Source organism: Saccharothrix sp. S26 (genome assembly GCF_021390395.1).
Lineage (GTDB): Bacteria > Actinomycetota > Actinomycetes > Mycobacteriales > Pseudonocardiaceae > Actinosynnema.
Map to the genome: position 1 here is coordinate 55,812 of NZ_JAJUWT010000036.1, position 15,146 is coordinate 70,957.

Here is a 15,146-nt window from a genome sequence, read left to right on the forward strand (position 1 = left end):
GTGTCGAACCGTCCAGGACGGGACCTGGGCGTTCGACGCGCGCGGGTCAGCAGTGGATGTCGCGGGCGCCCTTGAGGTGGTCGGCGTTCAGCGACAGCGGCGTGGAGCCCTCGGCGGCCTGGCCGCCCTGCTGCTCGGGCTGCTGCGCCGCCCACTCGGCGAGCTGGTCGAGCACCTTGCGGGCGTCGTTGTTCGGCTTCACGTCGCTGAACTTCTGCCCGACCGCCACGTCCACCGTCGCGTCCTGGCGCTCGTCGCGCACCAGCTCCAGGCACGGCTCGATCAGGCTCAACGTCCGCGCCGCGCCGGCGCCGGGCGCGCCGAACCGGATCTGGCCGCGGCACGCCATGTCCTGCGCCGGGTACACCGGGTCGTTGCCCGGCTCGGCCGCCTGCTTCATGCCCAGCTCGGCCAGCGTCGTCGCCACGAACCGCGCCTGGTTGCGCTGCGTGCTCGCGTTGAACACGCGGAACTGCACCTGCCCGACCGGCACCGGGTCCGTCCGGTCCAGCGCGTCGTGCGCCAGCACCGTGCCCAACGCCGGCGGCGCCTCGGCGGCGGGCGCGACCGGCTCACCCGCGGACGGCGAGGGCACCCCGCCGGGCGGGTTGCACTTGATCGCCGCGTCCACGTCGCCCGCCTCGGACAGCACGCGGTTCCACACCACCACCGCCGTCACGGCGAGCACCAAGAAGAGGATGAGCGCCGGCAACGGCCGCCGCTTGCGGTAGCGCGACGACCCGCTGCCACCCGTACCGGGTCCCACGTCCGTCGACCTCCCCTGGCCTGGTGCTGACAGTGATCAGGCTATGCCGCGCCCCGCGGTCCCGCGTTTCGGGCCGTCGTGTAGCTCGGCGCAATCACCCGGTAGCGGACGGTCAACAGCCTGGTGGGGCAGCGGAGCGCGGGAGCATCGGGTGCGTTGGTGCGCGTCCAAGCCTATCTGGCCTGCGTGTGAAGGGCCTGTCACCCGTCTGCTCAATTAGGGGGAACCCGCTGCGCGACCCCCCGATCGATGAGCTACCCTCTCGGCGCTCCGCGCACCGCCGGGCACCGGAAAGCGTCGATGAACAGGGGGTTGGCGCCCGGCCGCGAGAGCGAGACCTCCGTCACTGGGGACGGAGGGCACAAACAGGGGCGCTGGTGCGTTAACCAGCGACACGAACAGTCTCCGTTGACCGCAGGGGTGAAAGAAGTATGGCGACCGACTACGACGCACCGCGTCGCAGCGAGGCGGACGAACTCGCTGAGGACTCCCTCGAGGAGCTGAAGGCGCGGCGCAACGAAACGCAGTCCGGGGTCGTCGACATCGACGAGGACGCGACCGCCGAGAACTTCGAGCTGCCGGGCGCCGACCTGTCCGGTGAGGAGCTCACGTTCAAGGTCCTGCCGAAGCAGGCGGACGAGTTCACGTGCTCGAAGTGCTTCCTGGTGCACCACCGCAGCAGGCTGGCCGAGGAAGTCAACGGCCAGTACATCTGCCGCGACTGCGCCTGAGGCACCCACCGGGCACGAACCCGCACGACCGGCTCCACGAACGACCGCTCCGCCCGACCGATCCAGCACCTACGACCCGTTCTGGGCGCTCACCCCTACCGCCGGGGTGACGCCCAGTCCCCGTCGACGCGCGGCCGCCGTCGCGTCACCGCTCCCGCAGCAGGGCCGCCAGCTTCTCCGCCGAACGCACGCTGAACAGCCAGTACGGCGTCGGGTCCGCGGGGTCGCGCAGCTGCACCCGCACCATCGGCCCGACCCACCCGCGGTGGGTCACGAACGCCATCGGGTCCAGGTTGGGCCCCATGGCCTTGCGCTTGCTCTTCGCGTCGAACACCTCGACCTCGCCGAGCAGCTCCAGCGGCACGTGCGCCGAACCGACCCGCAGCTCGCCGCCGGACACCTCGACCTTCACCGAACCCATCCGCACGATGAGCAGCACCACCAGCGGCACCGTGATCAGGTAGGGCAGCCACGACCGCACGCCGGGGAAGCCCATGTGGATCTCGGCGGCCAGCAGCGCGGCCGCGCCCAGCGGCAGCGGCCAGCCCCACCAGGGCACGTACAACCGCTCGCGGAACGCGATCGGGGCGGTCACAGCAGTCTCGCTCACGCCACCAGGGTAGTCTCGCGCGCCGTGCCCAGCGTCGAGGTCCTGCTGTCCCGGCTCGATCCTGCCGTCCCGCTCCCGGCCTACGCCCGTCCGGGTGATGCCGGCGCCGACCTGGTGACGACCACCGACGTGGTGATCGAACCGGGGGAGCGCGCGGTGGTAGGCACTGGCATCGCGATCGCGTTGCCGGAGGGGTACGCCGGTTTCGTGCACCCGCGCTCCGGCCTCGCCGCGCGCGTGGGTCTGAGCGTGGTGAACACCCCGGGCACGATCGACGCGGGTTACCGCGGCGAGATCAAGGTGTGCCTGGTGAACCACGACCTGCGTGAGCCCGTAGTGCTCACGCGCGGTGACCGGATCGCCCAGTTGGTGGTGCAAAAGGTGGAGCACGCGGTGTTCCGCGAAGTCGACGAGCTGCCCGAGTCCGTGCGGGGCGCGGGTGGCTACGGCTCTACAGGCGGGCACGACGTGCTCGCCCGGACGGAGGGGTGAAGGCGATGTTCGGAAAGCGCCGCAAGCGCGGTAGGCACTCCGCGAACCGGGGGACGGCGCAACCCGAGGTCGAGTTCGACGGCGTCGCGGGCGCCGATGAGGTCGAGGACGGGCCGTTCGACTCCACGCAGGCGCCGAACGACGGCCTGAACCGGCTGGACCTGGGCTCGATCCGGCTGCCCGTGCCCGACGGCGCCCAGTTGCAGGTCGAGATGGACCCGGCGGGCGCGGTCCGGGCGGTGCACCTGCTCACGACCGTCGGCCAGCTCACCGTGAGCGCGTTCGCCGCGCCGAAGTCCGACCGGCTGTGGCCCGAGGTCAGCGGCGAGATGATCGCCCAGTTCAAGTCCGACGGCTTCCGGATCCTGCGGGAGAACGGCGAGTGGGGCGAGGAGATCACCGCCCGCAACAACGAAGTACACCTTCGTGTGGTCGGCGTCGACGGCCCGCGGTGGATGCTGCGCGGCATCGCGGCGGCACCCACGGAGGAGCAGGGCCTCAAGGCGACCGACGCCCTGTACGCCCTGATGAGGGACACGATCGTGGTGCGGGGCGAGCAGGCGATGCCGGTCCGCACGCCGTTGCCGATCGAGCTGCCCGAGGCGATCGCCCGCCACATCCAGGCGCAGGCCCAGCAGCAGCAGGGCTAGGCCGCCGCGGCGGTGGCGAGGTAGGCGGCGAGCGCGGCGCGGCCCAGGGACTCCCGGTCCGCGCCCAGCGCCGCCAGCGTCGTCGTGCGCAGGGCGGCACGGGGGAGGGCGTCGACCCACGTCCGGGCGACGCCCAGCGGGTGAACGGGGTCATCGGTGCAGGCGGCGACCCCGGTGGGGGCGGTGAGCCCGCCCAACTCGGCCACCGTGGGCGCGGACGACCCGGCCGCCTCCCGCAGCACGTCCGCCAGCCGCCCGCCGTAGCGGGGCCACGCCCGCCGCAGCTCCTCCCCGAGCCACCCGTCGACCCCGGCCAGGGCCGCCTCGACGCCCGCCGACTCCACCACCGACGCGCTGGCCCGTGCCGCCAGCGCCGCCGGCGCGTCGCCCGCCGGGCCGTGCCACGCCGGCAGCGCCACCAGCAGCCCCGCGCACCGCTCGGGATGCCGCACCGCCCACGCCGCGGCCACGTGCGCGCCCAGCGACACCCCGCCCACGACCAGCGGCGTGCCGTCCCAGGCCGCGTCCAGCGCCTCCACGTGCTCCCGGACGCCCCGCGACGGCGGCGCGACCAGCGCGATCCCGGCCTCGGCCAGGGGACGGGCGAACACCGAGGAGATGAACACCTCGTCCGACGCGGTGCCCGGCAGCAGAACGGCGCGTGACGAGCTCATGACGTCAGATCCTCCCCCAGTCGGATACCCGGTCGGGTGCACCCGGTTACGCTGGCTGTTGGACGGGCTTCGTCGTCGAGGCCCCGCGCATTCCAGGAGTCGGGGATGACTGGTACTGGGGGTGGCTACTGGCGCCGCCTCGTGCGTCGGCTGACCACCGACGTGAGCGAGTTGGACGCCGACGACCTGTCCCGAAAAGCCGAGGCCGTCGGTGCCATCCGCGCGTGCGACTGCCAGTCCGGGCAGGAGGTCACCGTGTTGGGCCGGCTGCGCAGCGTCGAGCTGTGCCCGCGTGACGCGGCGGCCACGCTGGAGGCGGAGTTGTACGACGGCACCGAGGGCGTGACGCTGGTCTGGCTGGGTCGCCGCCGGATCGCGGGCATCGAGCCGGGCCGGACCATCAAGGCCAAGGGCAGGATCGCCGTCCGGGACGGGCGCAAGGTGCTCTACAACCCCTACTACGAGTTGCAGAACGCTTCATGACATCAGCGAACGAGTCCGGGCCGCAGTCCTCGCCCGAGTCCGGGGCCCAGGCCGAGCCCGAGAAGCAGCCCACCCTCCTGGAGCAGATGGGCGGCGTGAGCGGCCTGCTGTTCTCCTCGTTGCCGGTCGTGGTGTTCGTGCTGGTCAACGCGTTCGCCGGGCTCATGCCCGCGATCTGGAGCGCGTTGGGGTTCTCGGTCGTCATCGGCATCGTGCTGGCCATGCGCAAGGGCTCCGTGCAGCCGGCCGTCTCGGCGGTCTTCGGCGTCGGCATCGCCGCGTTCATCGCCTATCGGACCGGTGACGCGAAGGGCTTCTTCCTGTTCGGCATCTGGCAGAGCCTGGTCTACGGCGGCGTGTTCATCGCGTCGATCCTGGTCAGGTGGCCGTTGGCGGGCGTGATCTGGTCGTTCCTCAACGGCCAGGGCACGGCGTGGCGCCAGGACAAGGCCACCGTCCGGGACTACGACATCGCCACCCTCGTGTGGGCGCTGGTCTTCTGCTCGCGGTTCGTGGTGCAGCGGTGGCTGTACGACGAGGCGTCGGTGGGCTGGCTGGCGGCGGCACGCCTGGCCATGGGCTACCCGCTGATGGCGGTGGCGCTGGTCGCCACGGTGTGGGCGGTGCGCCGCGCGGACAAGCGCCTGAAGGCCGCCCTCGCCCGTGAGGAGGAGGAGAACCGGGCCGCCGAAGAACGCCTCCGCGCCCAGGCGCGGGCCGAGGGCAAGCCGAACTTCTACGATCAGGTGCTCGACGCGGCCACCGAGTCCCACAAGCCCGAGGTGGCGCGGGCGGAGGACCGGTAGCGGTCCCGCCGGCGCGGGGTTCCGTGCCATCCCGGGGCGGGACGGCACGGAACCCGGACGGCCGTCAGTAGCCGAGTGCCGAGCGGATCTCGCGTTCGACGTCGGCGGCGGCGACGAAGAGCAGCTCGTCGCCACCCTCCAGGGTGTCGTCGGGGGTCGGGACGATGACGCGCCCGCCCCGCAGGATGGTGACCAGGGCCGCGTCGCGGGGCAGCGCCAGGCCGTTCACCGGCGAGCCGGCCAACGGGGTGTCACCCGGCAAGGTGATCTCCACGAGGTTCGCCTGACCTTGGCGCAGGGTCATCAGCCGGACGACGTCACCGACCGTCACGGCCTCTTCCACCAGCGCGGACAGGATGCGCGGGGTCGACACGGCCACGTCCACGCCCCAGGCCCCGGTGAACAGCCACTCGTTGGCCGGGTCGTTCACCCTGGCCACGACGCGGCGGACCGCGAACTCGGTCTTGGCCAGCAGCGACACGACCAGGTTGACCTTGTCGTCACCGGTCGCGGCGATCACCACGTCGCACAGCTGCATCCCGGCGTCCTCCAGGGACGACAGCTCGCACGCGTCGGCCTGCACCCACTCGGCCTGCTCCACGGTGTGCGGCTCGAAGTGCGTGCGGTCGCGTTCGATCAGCATCACCTGGTGGCCGTCGGACACCAGCTCGGCCGCGATGGACCGGCCCACCGCGCCGGCCCCAGCAATGGCGATACGCACTAGCTCTCCTCGGGCGCGTGGGCCGCCGCGGCGGCCACGTCGGTCACGGTGCCGGACAGGGCGGCCACGTACACCTGGTCGTCGGCCTGCAGGACGGTCTTGGAGTCGGGCAGCACGCCGGTGCCGAACCGCATCACGAACGCCACCCGGCAGCCGGTGGCTTCCTGCAGGTCGCGCACGGTGCGGCCGACCCAGTCCTCGTGCAGCTCCAGCGGCAGGACGGCGACCGTGCCGGACGGGTCGCGCCACGCCGTGGCGGTGCCCTCGGGCAGCAGCATCCGCAGGAACCGGTCGGTGGACCACGGCACGGTGGCCACGGTCGGGATGCCCAGCCGCTCGTACACCGCGGCGCGCTTCTCGTCGTAGATCCGGGCGACCACCGCCTCCACCCCGAACGTCTCCCGCGCCACCCGCGCCGAGATGATGTTGGAGTTGTCGCCGCTGGACACGGCCGCGAACGCGCCGGCCCGCTCGATGCCCGCCTCGATCAGCACCTTCTGGTCGAACCCGTTGCCGACGACCTGCTGACCGTGGAAATCGGCTCCCAGCCTGCGGAACGACTGCGCGTCCTTGTCGATCACCGAGACCTGGTGGTCCAGGCGCTCCAGCGCCTTGGCCAGGGACGAGCCCACCCGGCCGCAGCCCATGATCACCACGTGCACGAAAGCCTCCTGAACGACGCCTACGGAGAACCTACCCACGATTACTCCGACCAGGGGAGGAGACCCCTTACGCTTTCGACCCGTGTCCAAGCTCGCAACCGCGGCCAAGCGCCTCCTCGTCGGCAGGCCCTTCCGCAGCGATCGCCTCGCCCACACCCTGCTGCCCAAGCGCATCGCCTTGCCGGTGTTCGCCTCGGACGCGATGTCGAGCGTGGCCTACGCCCCCGAGGAGATCTTCCTCGTGCTGTCGGTGGCGGGCCTGTCGGCCTACGCGCTGGCGCCGTGGGTGGGCGTGGCGGTGGTCGTCGTGATGCTCACGGTCGTGGCGAGCTACCGGCAGAACGTGCACGCCTACCCCTCCGGGGGCGGCGACTACGAGGTCGCCACGGTCAACCTGGGCCGCAGAGCGGGGCTGACCGTGGCGAGCGCCCTGCTCGTCGACTACATCCTCACGGTCGCCGTCTCCATCTCGTCGGCGGCGGCGAACATCGGGTCGGCCATCCCGTTCGTCGCCACGCACAAGGCCGAGTTCGCGGTCGTCGCGATCGTCCTGCTCACCGCCGTCAACCTGCGCGGCATCCGCGAGTCCGGCAGCGCGTTCGCCATCCCGACCTACGCGTTCATGGTCGGCGTGCTCTTCATGATCGTCTACGGCCTGTTCCGGGGCTTCGTCCTGGGTGACGAGATGCGCGCCGAGAGCGCCGGGCTGGAGCTGCGGGCCGAGGACGACCACCTCATGGGCCTGGCGTTCGTGTTCCTCGTGCTGCGGGCCTTCTCGTCCGGCAGCGCGGCCCTGACGGGCGTCGAGGCGATCAGCAACGGCGTGCCGGCGTTCCGCAAGCCGAAGTCGCGCAACGCGGCCACCACGCTGCTCATGATGGGCCTGATCGCGGTCACGATGCTGATGGGCCTGATCGTGCTCGCCCAGCTCACGGGCGTGAAGATGGCCGAGTTCCCGGCGCACCAGCTGGTCGACGCGCCGCCGGGCTACGAGCAGAAGACGATGGTCGCCCAGATCGCGGGCGCGGTGTTCGAGGGCTTCCCGGTCGGGTTCTACTTCATCACCACGGTCACCGCGCTGATCCTCGTGCTGGCCGCGAACACCGCCTTCAACGGCTTCCCGGTGCTCGGCTCGATCCTCGCCCAGGACCGCTACCTGCCCCGCCAGCTGCACACCCGCGGCGACCGGCTCGCGTTCAGCAACGGCATCCTGTTCCTCGCGGGCGCGGCGATCCTGCTGGTCATCGCGTTCGACGCCGAGGTCACCCGCCTGCTCCAGCTCTACATCGTCGGCGTGTTCGTGTCGTTCACGATGAGCCAGACCGGCATGGTCCGGCACTGGAACCGGCTGCTCGCGACCGAGACCGACCCGACCGCGCGCCGCCGGATGCGCCGGTCGCAGGCGATCAACACGTTCGGCCTGGCCCTCACCAGCGTCGTGCTGGTCATCGTGCTGATCACCAAGTTCACCAAGGGCGCGTGGATCGCCATCGCCGCGATGGCCGCCCTCTACGCCCTGATGACGGCGATCCGCCGGCACTACGACCGGGTCGCCGAGGAACTGCGCCAGCAGGAGCGGCAGAAGCTGCTGCCCGCCCGCAACCACGCCATGGTGCTGGTCTCCAAGCTGCACATGCCGACCCTGCGCGCCCTGGCGTACGCCAAGGCGACCCGGCCGGACATCCTGGAGGCCGTCACCGTCAACGTGGACGACGGCGACACCCGCCGGCTCGTGCGGGAGTGGGAGAAGGAGAACTTCAAGGTGCCGCTGAAGGTGATCGAGTCGCCCTACCGCGAGATCACCAAACCGGTGCTCGACTACGTCAAGCGGGTGCGCTCGGACAACCCGCGGGACGTGGTCACGGTGTTCATCCCGGAGTACGTGGTCGGTCACTGGTGGGAGCAGTTCCTGCACAACCAGAGCGCGCTGCGGCTCAAGGGCAGGCTGCTGTTCCAGCCGGGCGTGATGGTGACGAGCGTGCCGTGGCAGCTGGCCTCATCCTCGAAGGTGACCTACAAGGACGACGTGGTCGCGCCCGGCGCGATCCGCCGCGGTCTCGACAACCGCGGCCGGGACAAGGACGGCAAGTGACGGCGACCTGGAAGCAGCGGCTGATCGAAGTCGAGGTCGGCGCGGTGGCCCACGGCGGGCACTGCGTGGCCCGGCACGAGGGCCGCGTGGTCTTCGTCCGGCACGCCCTGCCCGGCGAACGGGTGGTCGTGCGGATCACCGAGGACACCGGCGGCTCGTTCTGCCGGGGTGACGCGGTCGAGGTGCTGGAGGCGTCACCGGACCGCGTGCAGGCACCGTGCCCGTTCGCCGGCCCCGGCCTGTGCGGCGGCTGCGACTGGCAGCACGCCTCCTGGCAGGCCCAACGCGAGCTCAAGGCCGCCGTGGTGAGCGAACAGCTGCACCGCCTGGCCAAGCTCGACTGGGAGGTCATCGTCGAGGACCTGCCCGGCGGCCCGCAGGACTGGCGCACCCGGATGCGCATGGCCGTCGGCCCCGACGGCCGCCCCGGCTTCCGCGCCCACCGCAGCCACCGGGTCATCCCCGTGGACGACTGCGTGATCGCCGTCCCCGGCGCGCTCGACGACGTGGTCGACCGCACCTGGCCGCCCAAGGCCGAGCTGGTCGTCACCCGTGACGCGGGTGGCCAGGTCCACCTGACCGAGATCGGCCCGCCCGTCGTCCGCCGCGGCCGACCCGTCCCCGGCCCGTCCCGCCTGCGCCAGGGCAGCGGCACGGCCACCGAGCTGGCCGCCGGCCGCGCCTGGAACCTGCGCTCCGACGGCTTCTGGCAGGTCCACCCGGCCGCCGCGGACACCTTCGCCAAGGTCGTCGGCGACTGGGCCGACTGCCGCCCCGGCGACCGCGCCTGGGACCTCTACGGCGGCGTCGGCCTGTTCGCCTCCGTGCTGGCCGACCAGGTGGGCCCCGACGGCTCCGTCGCCGTGGTCGAGTCCTCGTCCGGCGCGGTCGCCGACGGCGGGCTCAACCTCGCCGACCACCCCAACATCAGCTGGCACGCCGGCCGCACCGAGGACGTGCTCGACACACCCGACTTCACCGACCTGCCACCCGACGTCGTCGTCCTCGACCCGCCCCGCAAGGGCGCGGGCCGCCACGTCGTGACCGCGATTGCCCGCAGCCGCCCCGCCCGTGTGGTGTACGTCGCGTGCGACCCGGCCGCCCTGGCCCGCGACATCGCCTCCTTCGCCCAGCACGGCTACGAGTTGGCCCAGCTCAGGGCGTTCGACGCGTTCCCGATGACTCACCACGTCGAGTGCATCGCCCTGTTGGAGCCCGCGCGCTGACAGGCGTCTCAGTCCGTGGTCCGTAGACTGACCGGACGAATCGGGGAGCCGAACCACAGGGCGAGGTGGAGCGCGTGACGCTGCTGGAATCCGTGCACGGACCGGCGGAACTGAAACGGTTGGGGCCTGACGAGCTGGTCGCGCTCGCCGAGGAGATCCGGCGTTTCCTGGTCGAGAAGGTCTCCCGGACCGGTGGGCACCTCGGGCCCAACCTCGGCGTCGTCGAGCTGACCATGGCCGTGCACCGGGTCTTCGACTCGCCGCACGACTCGGTCGTCTTCGACACCGGCCACCAGAGCTACGTGCACAAGATCCTGACCGGCCGCCGCGACGGCTTCGACACGCTGCGCCAGAAGGGCGGCCTGTCCGGCTACCCGTCGCGGTCGGAGAGCGAGCACGACGTCGAGGAGAACAGCCACGCCTCGACCGCCCTGTCCTACGCCGACGGCCTGGCCAAGGCATACCAGCTCACCGGCCAGCGCAGGCACGTCGTCGCGGTCGTCGGCGACGGCGCCCTGACCGGCGGCATGTGCTGGGAGGCGCTCAACAACATCGCCTCCGGCACCGACCGCCCCGTCGTCATCGTCGTCAACGACAACGGCCGCTCCTACTCGCCGACCATCGGCGGCCTCGCCGACCACCTCTCCTCCCTGCGCCTGCAACCCGGCTACGAGCGCGCCCTCGAACGCGGCAAGAGCGCCCTCCAGGGCACCCCGTTCGTCGGCAAGCCGCTCTACGCCGCCCTGCACGCGGCCAAGCGCGGCATCAAGGACGCCCTCAGCCCGCAGGCCATGTTCGAGGACCTGGGCCTGAAGTACATCGGCCCCGTCGACGGCCACGACCACGTCGCCCTCGAATCGGCCCTGCGCCGCGCCAAGTCCTTCGGCGGACCCGTGATCGTGCACACGGTCACCCGCAAGGGCAACGGCTTCGCCCCCGCCGAGAACCACGAGGCCGACCAGATGCACGCCACCGGCGTCATCGACCCCATCACCGGCGAGAACATCGGCCCGTCCAAGCGCACCTGGACCCACGTCTTCGCCGACGAGCTGGCCACCCTCGGCGGCGAGCGCCCCGACCTGGTCGCCATCACCGCCGCCATGCGCGGCCCGACGGGCCTGGACAAGTTCGCGGGCCTCTACCCGGACCGCTGCTTCGACGTCGGCATCGCCGAACAGCACGCCATGACCTCCGCCGCCGGCCTGGCCATGGGTGGCATGCACCCGGTCGTCGCCATCTACGCGACCTTCCTCAACCGGGCCTTCGACCAGCTCCTGATGGACGTCGCCATGCACAAGCAGGGCGTCACCGTCGTCCTCGACCGCGCCGGCATCACCGGCCCGGACGGCGCGTCCCACCACGGCATGTGGGACCTGTCGATCTGCGGCCTGATCCCCGGCATCCACGTGGCCGCCCCCCGCGACGCCGCCTCGCTGCGCGAAGAGCTGCGTGAGGCGGTCCGCATCCCCGACGCGCCCTCCGTCATCCGCTACCCGAAGGCCTCGGTGGGCCCCGACCTGCCCGCCCTGGAGCGCATCGGCCAGGTCGACGTCCTGCACCGCTCGGGCTCCGACGTCCTGCTCGTGACCGTGGGCGCGTTCGCCGAACTCGGCCTGGCCGCCGCTCAACGGCTCGCCGACCAGGGCATCGGCGTCACCGTCGTCGACCCGCGCTGGGTCTTCCCCGTCCCGGACGACCTGGTCGCCCTGGCCGCCGACCACCGCCTCGTCGTCACCGTCGAGGACAACGGCAGGCACGGTGGCTTCGGCTGGGCCCTGGCCGCCGCCCTCCGCGACGCCGGAACCGACACACCGCTGCGCGACCTGGGCATCCCCCAGGCGTTCCAGGAGCACGGCGAACGCGGCGAGGTGCTGGCCGACGTCGGCCTGACCGCCCAGGACGTCTCCCGCCGCATCACCGAGTGGGTCGTGGCCACCGAACCCGCGGAAATGGGCGCGACGGTCGAGAAGTAACCCGGATACCCTCTCCGCGCCCGGTCAGCGGCTCGGACGGCACTGCCGACCCGTGTCCCGCGCTCCAGCCGGGCGACCTTTCACACAGGCGCGTTGCCAACGCGGCGGGTTGCGACACCCGAGCCGCGACCCCGGTCGACCACGGGGCGTGGGGCCCTGCGAGCCCCGTGCTCCCGCCCACCGCCCCACGACCGGGGTCGCGGTCCGCGAACAGGGAGGGGGACCGGTGAAGCACACACTCATGCCGTGGGAACGCGGTGTCGTCTTCCGCCACGGCAAGTTCGTCGAGGTGCTGAGCCCCGGCCGCCACCGCCGCAGCTTCCGCCACCGCGTCCACCACGTCGACGTCCGCCCCCGCTCCCACACCCCGGGCTGGCAGGACATCCCGACCTCCGACGGCGTCCTGATCCGCGTCACCGTGGTCCTGAACTGGGCGATCGACGACCCGGCCCAGTACGTCCAGGCCACCGCCGCACCCGAGGTGGAACTGCACCTGCTCGTCCAGGTCGCCCTCCGCACCGCCGTCCTCACCCGCACCCACGACGAGGTCGACCGCTCCCGCGACACCATCGCCCAGGAGATCCTGACCACCGTCCGCGACCGCGCCACCACCCTGGGGATCGACCTGCGCGAAGTGGCCGTCCGCGACGTCGTCATGCCCCCGGAACTGCGCAAGGCCGCCCTGTCCGAACTCCTCGCCCGCGCGGAAGCCCGAGCCACCCTCGAACGCGCCCGCGGCGAGACAGCCGCGCTGCGCTCCCTCCTCAACGCCGCCCGCCTGGCCGAGGACCACCCGGCCCTCCTGCAACTGCGCGCCCTGCAAACGGCCAACACCGTCGTGGTCGACCGCCAACCGCCCTCCCCGACCTAGACCACCACGCCAAGCCCTCCAGAAATCGAAGGGCTTCGTGTCATCCCCGCCGACCTGGCTCCGCCCTGGGTCGGTGGGATGACACGAAACCCTGACCACCCGCCCAACAGGGACTCACCGCACAAACCCCGTCATCCTGCTGATCTGCCCGTCCGGCGAGGACTCTTTCGATCTTTTCGGGCTGCCGACAGCTTCACGCTAAGCGCCTTCTCAGGGAGGTGTGGCACCTTTGTCGTGTGCGGATCCTGGTAGTCGAGGACGAGGTGCCGCTGGCCGACGCGATCGCGCGCGGCCTGCGGCGCGAAGGTATGGCTGTCGACGTCGCCTACGACGGCGAAACCGGTCATGAGAAGTCGACCGTGACCCGGTACGACGTGGTCGTGCTCGACCGCGACCTGCCCGGAATGTCCGGCGACGAGCTGTGCAAGGAGATCCTCAGCTCCGGGGCCCTGACCAGGGTCATGATGCTCACCGCCAGCGCCGGCGTGGACGACCGCGTCGCGGGCCTGTCCCTCGGCGCGGACGACTACCTGGCCAAGCCGTTCGCGTTCCCCGAGCTCGTCGCCCGCGTCCGGGCGCTGGCCCGCCGCGCCACCCCGGCCACCCCGCCGCTGCTCACCGCCCGTGACGTCGAGCTCGACCCGGCCCGCCGCACGGTCCGCCGCGCCGGCCAGCCCGTCGAGCTGACCCGCAAGGAGTTCGGCGTCCTGGAGGTGCTGCTGGCCGCCAAGGGCTCCGTGGTCTCCAGCGAGGAGCTGCTCGAACGCGTGTGGGACGAGAACGCCGACCCGTTCACCACCACCGTTCGCGTCACCGTCATGACGCTGCGCAAGAAGCTCGGTGAACCCGGCATCATCGACACGGTGGTCGGCTCCGGCTACCGCGTGCCCACGGCAGGTTCCACTGAACTCTGAGCTGGCCCGCAGGCGCGGACCCGGGCTGCGGACGCGGCTCACCCTCCTCGCGACCGGTCTGGTCGCGTTCGTGAGCGGTCTGCTGCTCCTGCTCGGCTGGTTGCTCGTCGGCCGGGTCATCGCCTCCTCGCCCCGCTTCGCCGAGGGCAGCACGGTCATCGTGGACGGCCGCGAGGTGGACGCCGGTGCGTTGATGGACCTGCTCGGCGAGCAAGCTCGGGACGACGTGCTCCGGTCCGGCTCCGTCGCGTTCCTCTGCGTGGTCGCGGCCGCGGCTTTGCTCGCGTGGACCATCACCGGGCGGGTCCTCCAACCCGTGCACGACGTGACCGACGCGGCCCGCCGGTTGTCGGCCGAATCCCTGGGGGAGCGGCTGCGACTGGCCGGTCCCCGGGACGAGGTCGCCGAGCTGGCCGACACGTTCGACGAGATGCTGGACCGCCTCCAGGCGGCGTTCGAGTCGCAACGGCGGTTCGTCGCCAACGCGTCCCACGAACTGCGCACACCCCTGGCCGTGATCCGGACCGAGCTGGACGTGACGCTCTCCGACCCCGGTGCCGACGCCGCCGAGCTGCGCCGCATGGCGGGTGTGGTGCGTGCCGCGACCGAGCGGGCCGAGCAGCTCGTCAGCGCGTTGCTCCTGCTCGCGCGCACGGACGGGCTCGGGTTGGCGGTGCGGGAGCCGGTGGACCTCAACGCCGTGGTCGAGTCCGCCTGGCGTGCCGCTCGGCCGGAAGCCGAGGAGCGCCAGCTCAGGGTCTCGTTCCTGACCGCGCCTGCGCCCGCCGTGGGCGATCCCGCCTTGTTGGAGAGGATCGCGGGGAACCTGCTGGAGAACGCCGTGCGGCACAACGTGCCCGGTGGGTGGATCGAGGTGCGCACCGAGGGCGGGCCGGAGTGGACGTTGCTGCGGGTGTCGTCGTCCGGGCAGGTCATCGCGCCGGACCGGGTGGAGGAGCTGTTCGAGCCGTTCCGGCGGGGTGGCACCGACCGGACCGCGCGCACGGGCACCGGGCTGGGGCTGTCCATCGTCCGAGCCGCCGTCGCAGCTCACGAGGGTCAGGTGCACGCCACGGCGGTGCCCGGCGGTGGGCTCTCGGTGGCCGTGCACCTGCCGTCCGCGCCGCACGGAAAACTCGTCTGAGTGGTCCCGATCACACGTGATCGCGTTTGAGGGTGCTCGCAGGGGGTACTACCTGCGGAGATGCCCCTCCGGACCCCCGATTTGTCTCCGCGTTGGGCGGGGTGTAACTTTCTCTCTGCCAGCGCGGAACGGGCCGGAGAGAGACCGGAACGGAGCGCGGCGGACATCAAGCCCCAGATCGAATCACTTCCGGTGATGAGTGACGGTGAGCGCGTGTTCTTTGAGAACTCAACAGCGTGCCGAATAGCCAGTAAATTTATGAACCTCGTCAAGAGGTTTCCTTTGAGATTGTTACTGGACAACTGACATTACTTGTCAGTGTTGTTCGGAG

16 protein-coding genes are annotated in these 15,146 nt (G+C 71.6%); 11 read left to right on the forward strand and 5 right to left on the reverse strand.

All coding sequences use genetic code 11. The features are described 5' to 3' along the window. Positions 1–46: 46 nt before the first annotated feature. Positions 47–766 carry an envelope integrity protein Cei gene (gene cei / locus LZG04_RS39795; protein WP_233827132.1) on the reverse strand — a complete coding sequence of 240 codons (720 nt, stop codon included), beginning with the start codon at positions 764–766 and terminating at the stop codon, positions 47–49. Between the two features lie 431 nt (positions 767–1,197). Between cei and LZG04_RS39800 the strand changes: the two genes are divergently transcribed. After that, positions 1,198–1,497, forward strand: coding sequence for a DUF4193 domain-containing protein (locus tag LZG04_RS39800; RefSeq protein WP_053717171.1), 300 nt, complete (start codon positions 1,198–1,200; stop codon positions 1,495–1,497). Between the two features lie 145 nt (positions 1,498–1,642). Here the strand turns inward: LZG04_RS39800 and LZG04_RS39805 are convergent, their stop codons facing one another. Next, positions 1,643–2,107 carry a DUF3093 domain-containing protein gene (locus tag LZG04_RS39805; protein ID WP_233827133.1) on the reverse strand — a complete coding sequence of 155 codons (465 nt, stop codon included), beginning with the start codon at positions 2,105–2,107 and terminating at the stop codon, positions 1,643–1,645. Between the two features lie 24 nt (positions 2,108–2,131). Here LZG04_RS39805 and dut point away from each other — a divergent pair, with 24 nt between their 5' ends. Both dut and LZG04_RS39815 read left to right on the forward strand, forming a co-directional pair. Beyond that, positions 2,132–2,599: a dUTP diphosphatase gene (gene dut / locus LZG04_RS39810; protein WP_233827134.1), complete on the forward strand. Its 468-nt coding sequence runs from the start codon at positions 2,132–2,134 to the stop codon at positions 2,597–2,599. 5 nt (positions 2,600–2,604) lie between these two features. Further along, complete coding sequence (locus LZG04_RS39815; protein WP_233827135.1) at positions 2,605–3,249, forward strand: DUF3710 domain-containing protein; 645 nt, start codon at positions 2,605–2,607, stop codon at positions 3,247–3,249. Here the strand turns inward: LZG04_RS39815 and LZG04_RS39820 are convergent. Further along, positions 3,246–3,923, reverse strand: a complete 678-nt coding sequence (locus tag LZG04_RS39820) for an alpha/beta fold hydrolase (RefSeq protein ID WP_233827136.1) — start codon at positions 3,921–3,923, stop codon at positions 3,246–3,248. The genes LZG04_RS39815 and LZG04_RS39820 overlap by 4 nt on opposite strands. Before the next feature lie 105 nt (positions 3,924–4,028). On the opposite strand from LZG04_RS39820, the gene LZG04_RS39825 reads away from it, so the two are divergent. After that, positions 4,029–4,406, forward strand: a complete 378-nt coding sequence (locus LZG04_RS39825; protein ID WP_233827137.1) for an OB-fold nucleic acid binding domain-containing protein — start codon at positions 4,029–4,031, stop codon at positions 4,404–4,406. Further along, positions 4,403–5,212, forward strand: coding sequence for a DUF3159 domain-containing protein (locus LZG04_RS39830; RefSeq protein ID WP_233827138.1), 810 nt, complete (start codon positions 4,403–4,405; stop codon positions 5,210–5,212). Before LZG04_RS39825 ends, LZG04_RS39830 begins: the two co-directional genes overlap by 4 nt. 64 nt (positions 5,213–5,276) lie before the next feature. Here LZG04_RS39830 and LZG04_RS39835 read toward each other — a convergent pair whose 3' ends face one another. Together LZG04_RS39835 and LZG04_RS39840 are read right to left on the reverse strand one after the other, a co-directional pair. Further along, positions 5,277–5,933 carry a TrkA family potassium uptake protein gene (locus LZG04_RS39835; RefSeq protein ID WP_233827139.1) on the reverse strand — a complete coding sequence of 219 codons (657 nt, stop codon included), beginning with the start codon at positions 5,931–5,933 and terminating at the stop codon, positions 5,277–5,279. Then, positions 5,933–6,769 (reverse strand): TrkA family potassium uptake protein, encoded by an 837-nt coding sequence (locus LZG04_RS39840; RefSeq protein WP_374202984.1) that lies wholly within the window; start codon positions 6,767–6,769, stop codon positions 5,933–5,935. Before LZG04_RS39840 ends, LZG04_RS39835 begins: the two co-directional genes overlap by 1 nt. Here LZG04_RS39840 and LZG04_RS39845 point away from each other — a divergent pair. The 6 genes from LZG04_RS39845 to LZG04_RS39870 all read left to right on the forward strand — a co-directional run bounded on the left by LZG04_RS39845 (position 6,678) and on the right by LZG04_RS39870 (position 14,815). Then, positions 6,678–8,687: an APC family permease gene (locus LZG04_RS39845; protein WP_233827141.1), complete on the forward strand. Its 2,010-nt coding sequence runs from the start codon at positions 6,678–6,680 to the stop codon at positions 8,685–8,687. The genes LZG04_RS39840 and LZG04_RS39845 overlap by 92 nt on opposite strands. Continuing rightward, complete coding sequence (locus tag LZG04_RS39850) at positions 8,684–9,913, forward strand: class I SAM-dependent RNA methyltransferase (protein ID WP_233827142.1); 1,230 nt, start codon at positions 8,684–8,686, stop codon at positions 9,911–9,913. The genes LZG04_RS39845 and LZG04_RS39850 overlap by 4 nt, the downstream gene beginning before the upstream one ends. Positions 9,914–9,987: 74 nt before the next feature. Beyond that, positions 9,988–11,886, forward strand: coding sequence for a 1-deoxy-D-xylulose-5-phosphate synthase (dxs, locus tag LZG04_RS39855; protein WP_233827143.1), 1,899 nt, complete (start codon positions 9,988–9,990; stop codon positions 11,884–11,886). A 226-nt stretch (positions 11,887–12,112) separates the two neighbouring features. Next, positions 12,113–12,757: a slipin family protein gene (locus LZG04_RS39860; RefSeq protein WP_233827144.1), complete on the forward strand. Its 645-nt coding sequence runs from the start codon at positions 12,113–12,115 to the stop codon at positions 12,755–12,757. Positions 12,758–12,993: 236 nt separating this feature from the next. Continuing rightward, positions 12,994–13,671 carry a response regulator transcription factor gene (locus LZG04_RS39865; RefSeq protein ID WP_233827145.1) on the forward strand — a complete coding sequence of 226 codons (678 nt, stop codon included), beginning with the start codon at positions 12,994–12,996 and terminating at the stop codon, positions 13,669–13,671. Then, positions 13,661–14,815 (forward strand): sensor histidine kinase, encoded by a 1,155-nt coding sequence (locus LZG04_RS39870; protein ID WP_374202986.1) that lies wholly within the window; start codon positions 13,661–13,663, stop codon positions 14,813–14,815. The genes LZG04_RS39865 and LZG04_RS39870 overlap by 11 nt, the downstream gene beginning before the upstream one ends. Positions 14,816–15,146 lie beyond the last annotated feature (331 nt).

Coding starts and splice junctions, on each gene's coding strand:
- LZG04_RS39820 (WP_233827136.1), bottom strand. CDS start 3,923: ATGAGCTCGTCACGCGCCGTTCTGCTGCCGGGCACCGCGTCGGACGAG.
- LZG04_RS39815 (WP_233827135.1), top strand. CDS start 2,605: ATGTTCGGAAAGCGCCGCAAGCGCGGTAGGCACTCCGCGAACCGGGGG.
- LZG04_RS39800 (WP_053717171.1), top strand. CDS start 1,198: ATGGCGACCGACTACGACGCACCGCGTCGCAGCGAGGCGGACGAACTC.
- LZG04_RS39840 (WP_374202984.1), bottom strand. CDS start 6,769: ATGCGCTTGGGCAGCAGGGTGTGGGCGAGGCGATCGCTGCGGAAGGGC.
- LZG04_RS39830 (WP_233827138.1), top strand. CDS start 4,403: ATGACATCAGCGAACGAGTCCGGGCCGCAGTCCTCGCCCGAGTCCGGG.
- LZG04_RS39825 (WP_233827137.1), top strand. CDS start 4,029: ATGACTGGTACTGGGGGTGGCTACTGGCGCCGCCTCGTGCGTCGGCTG.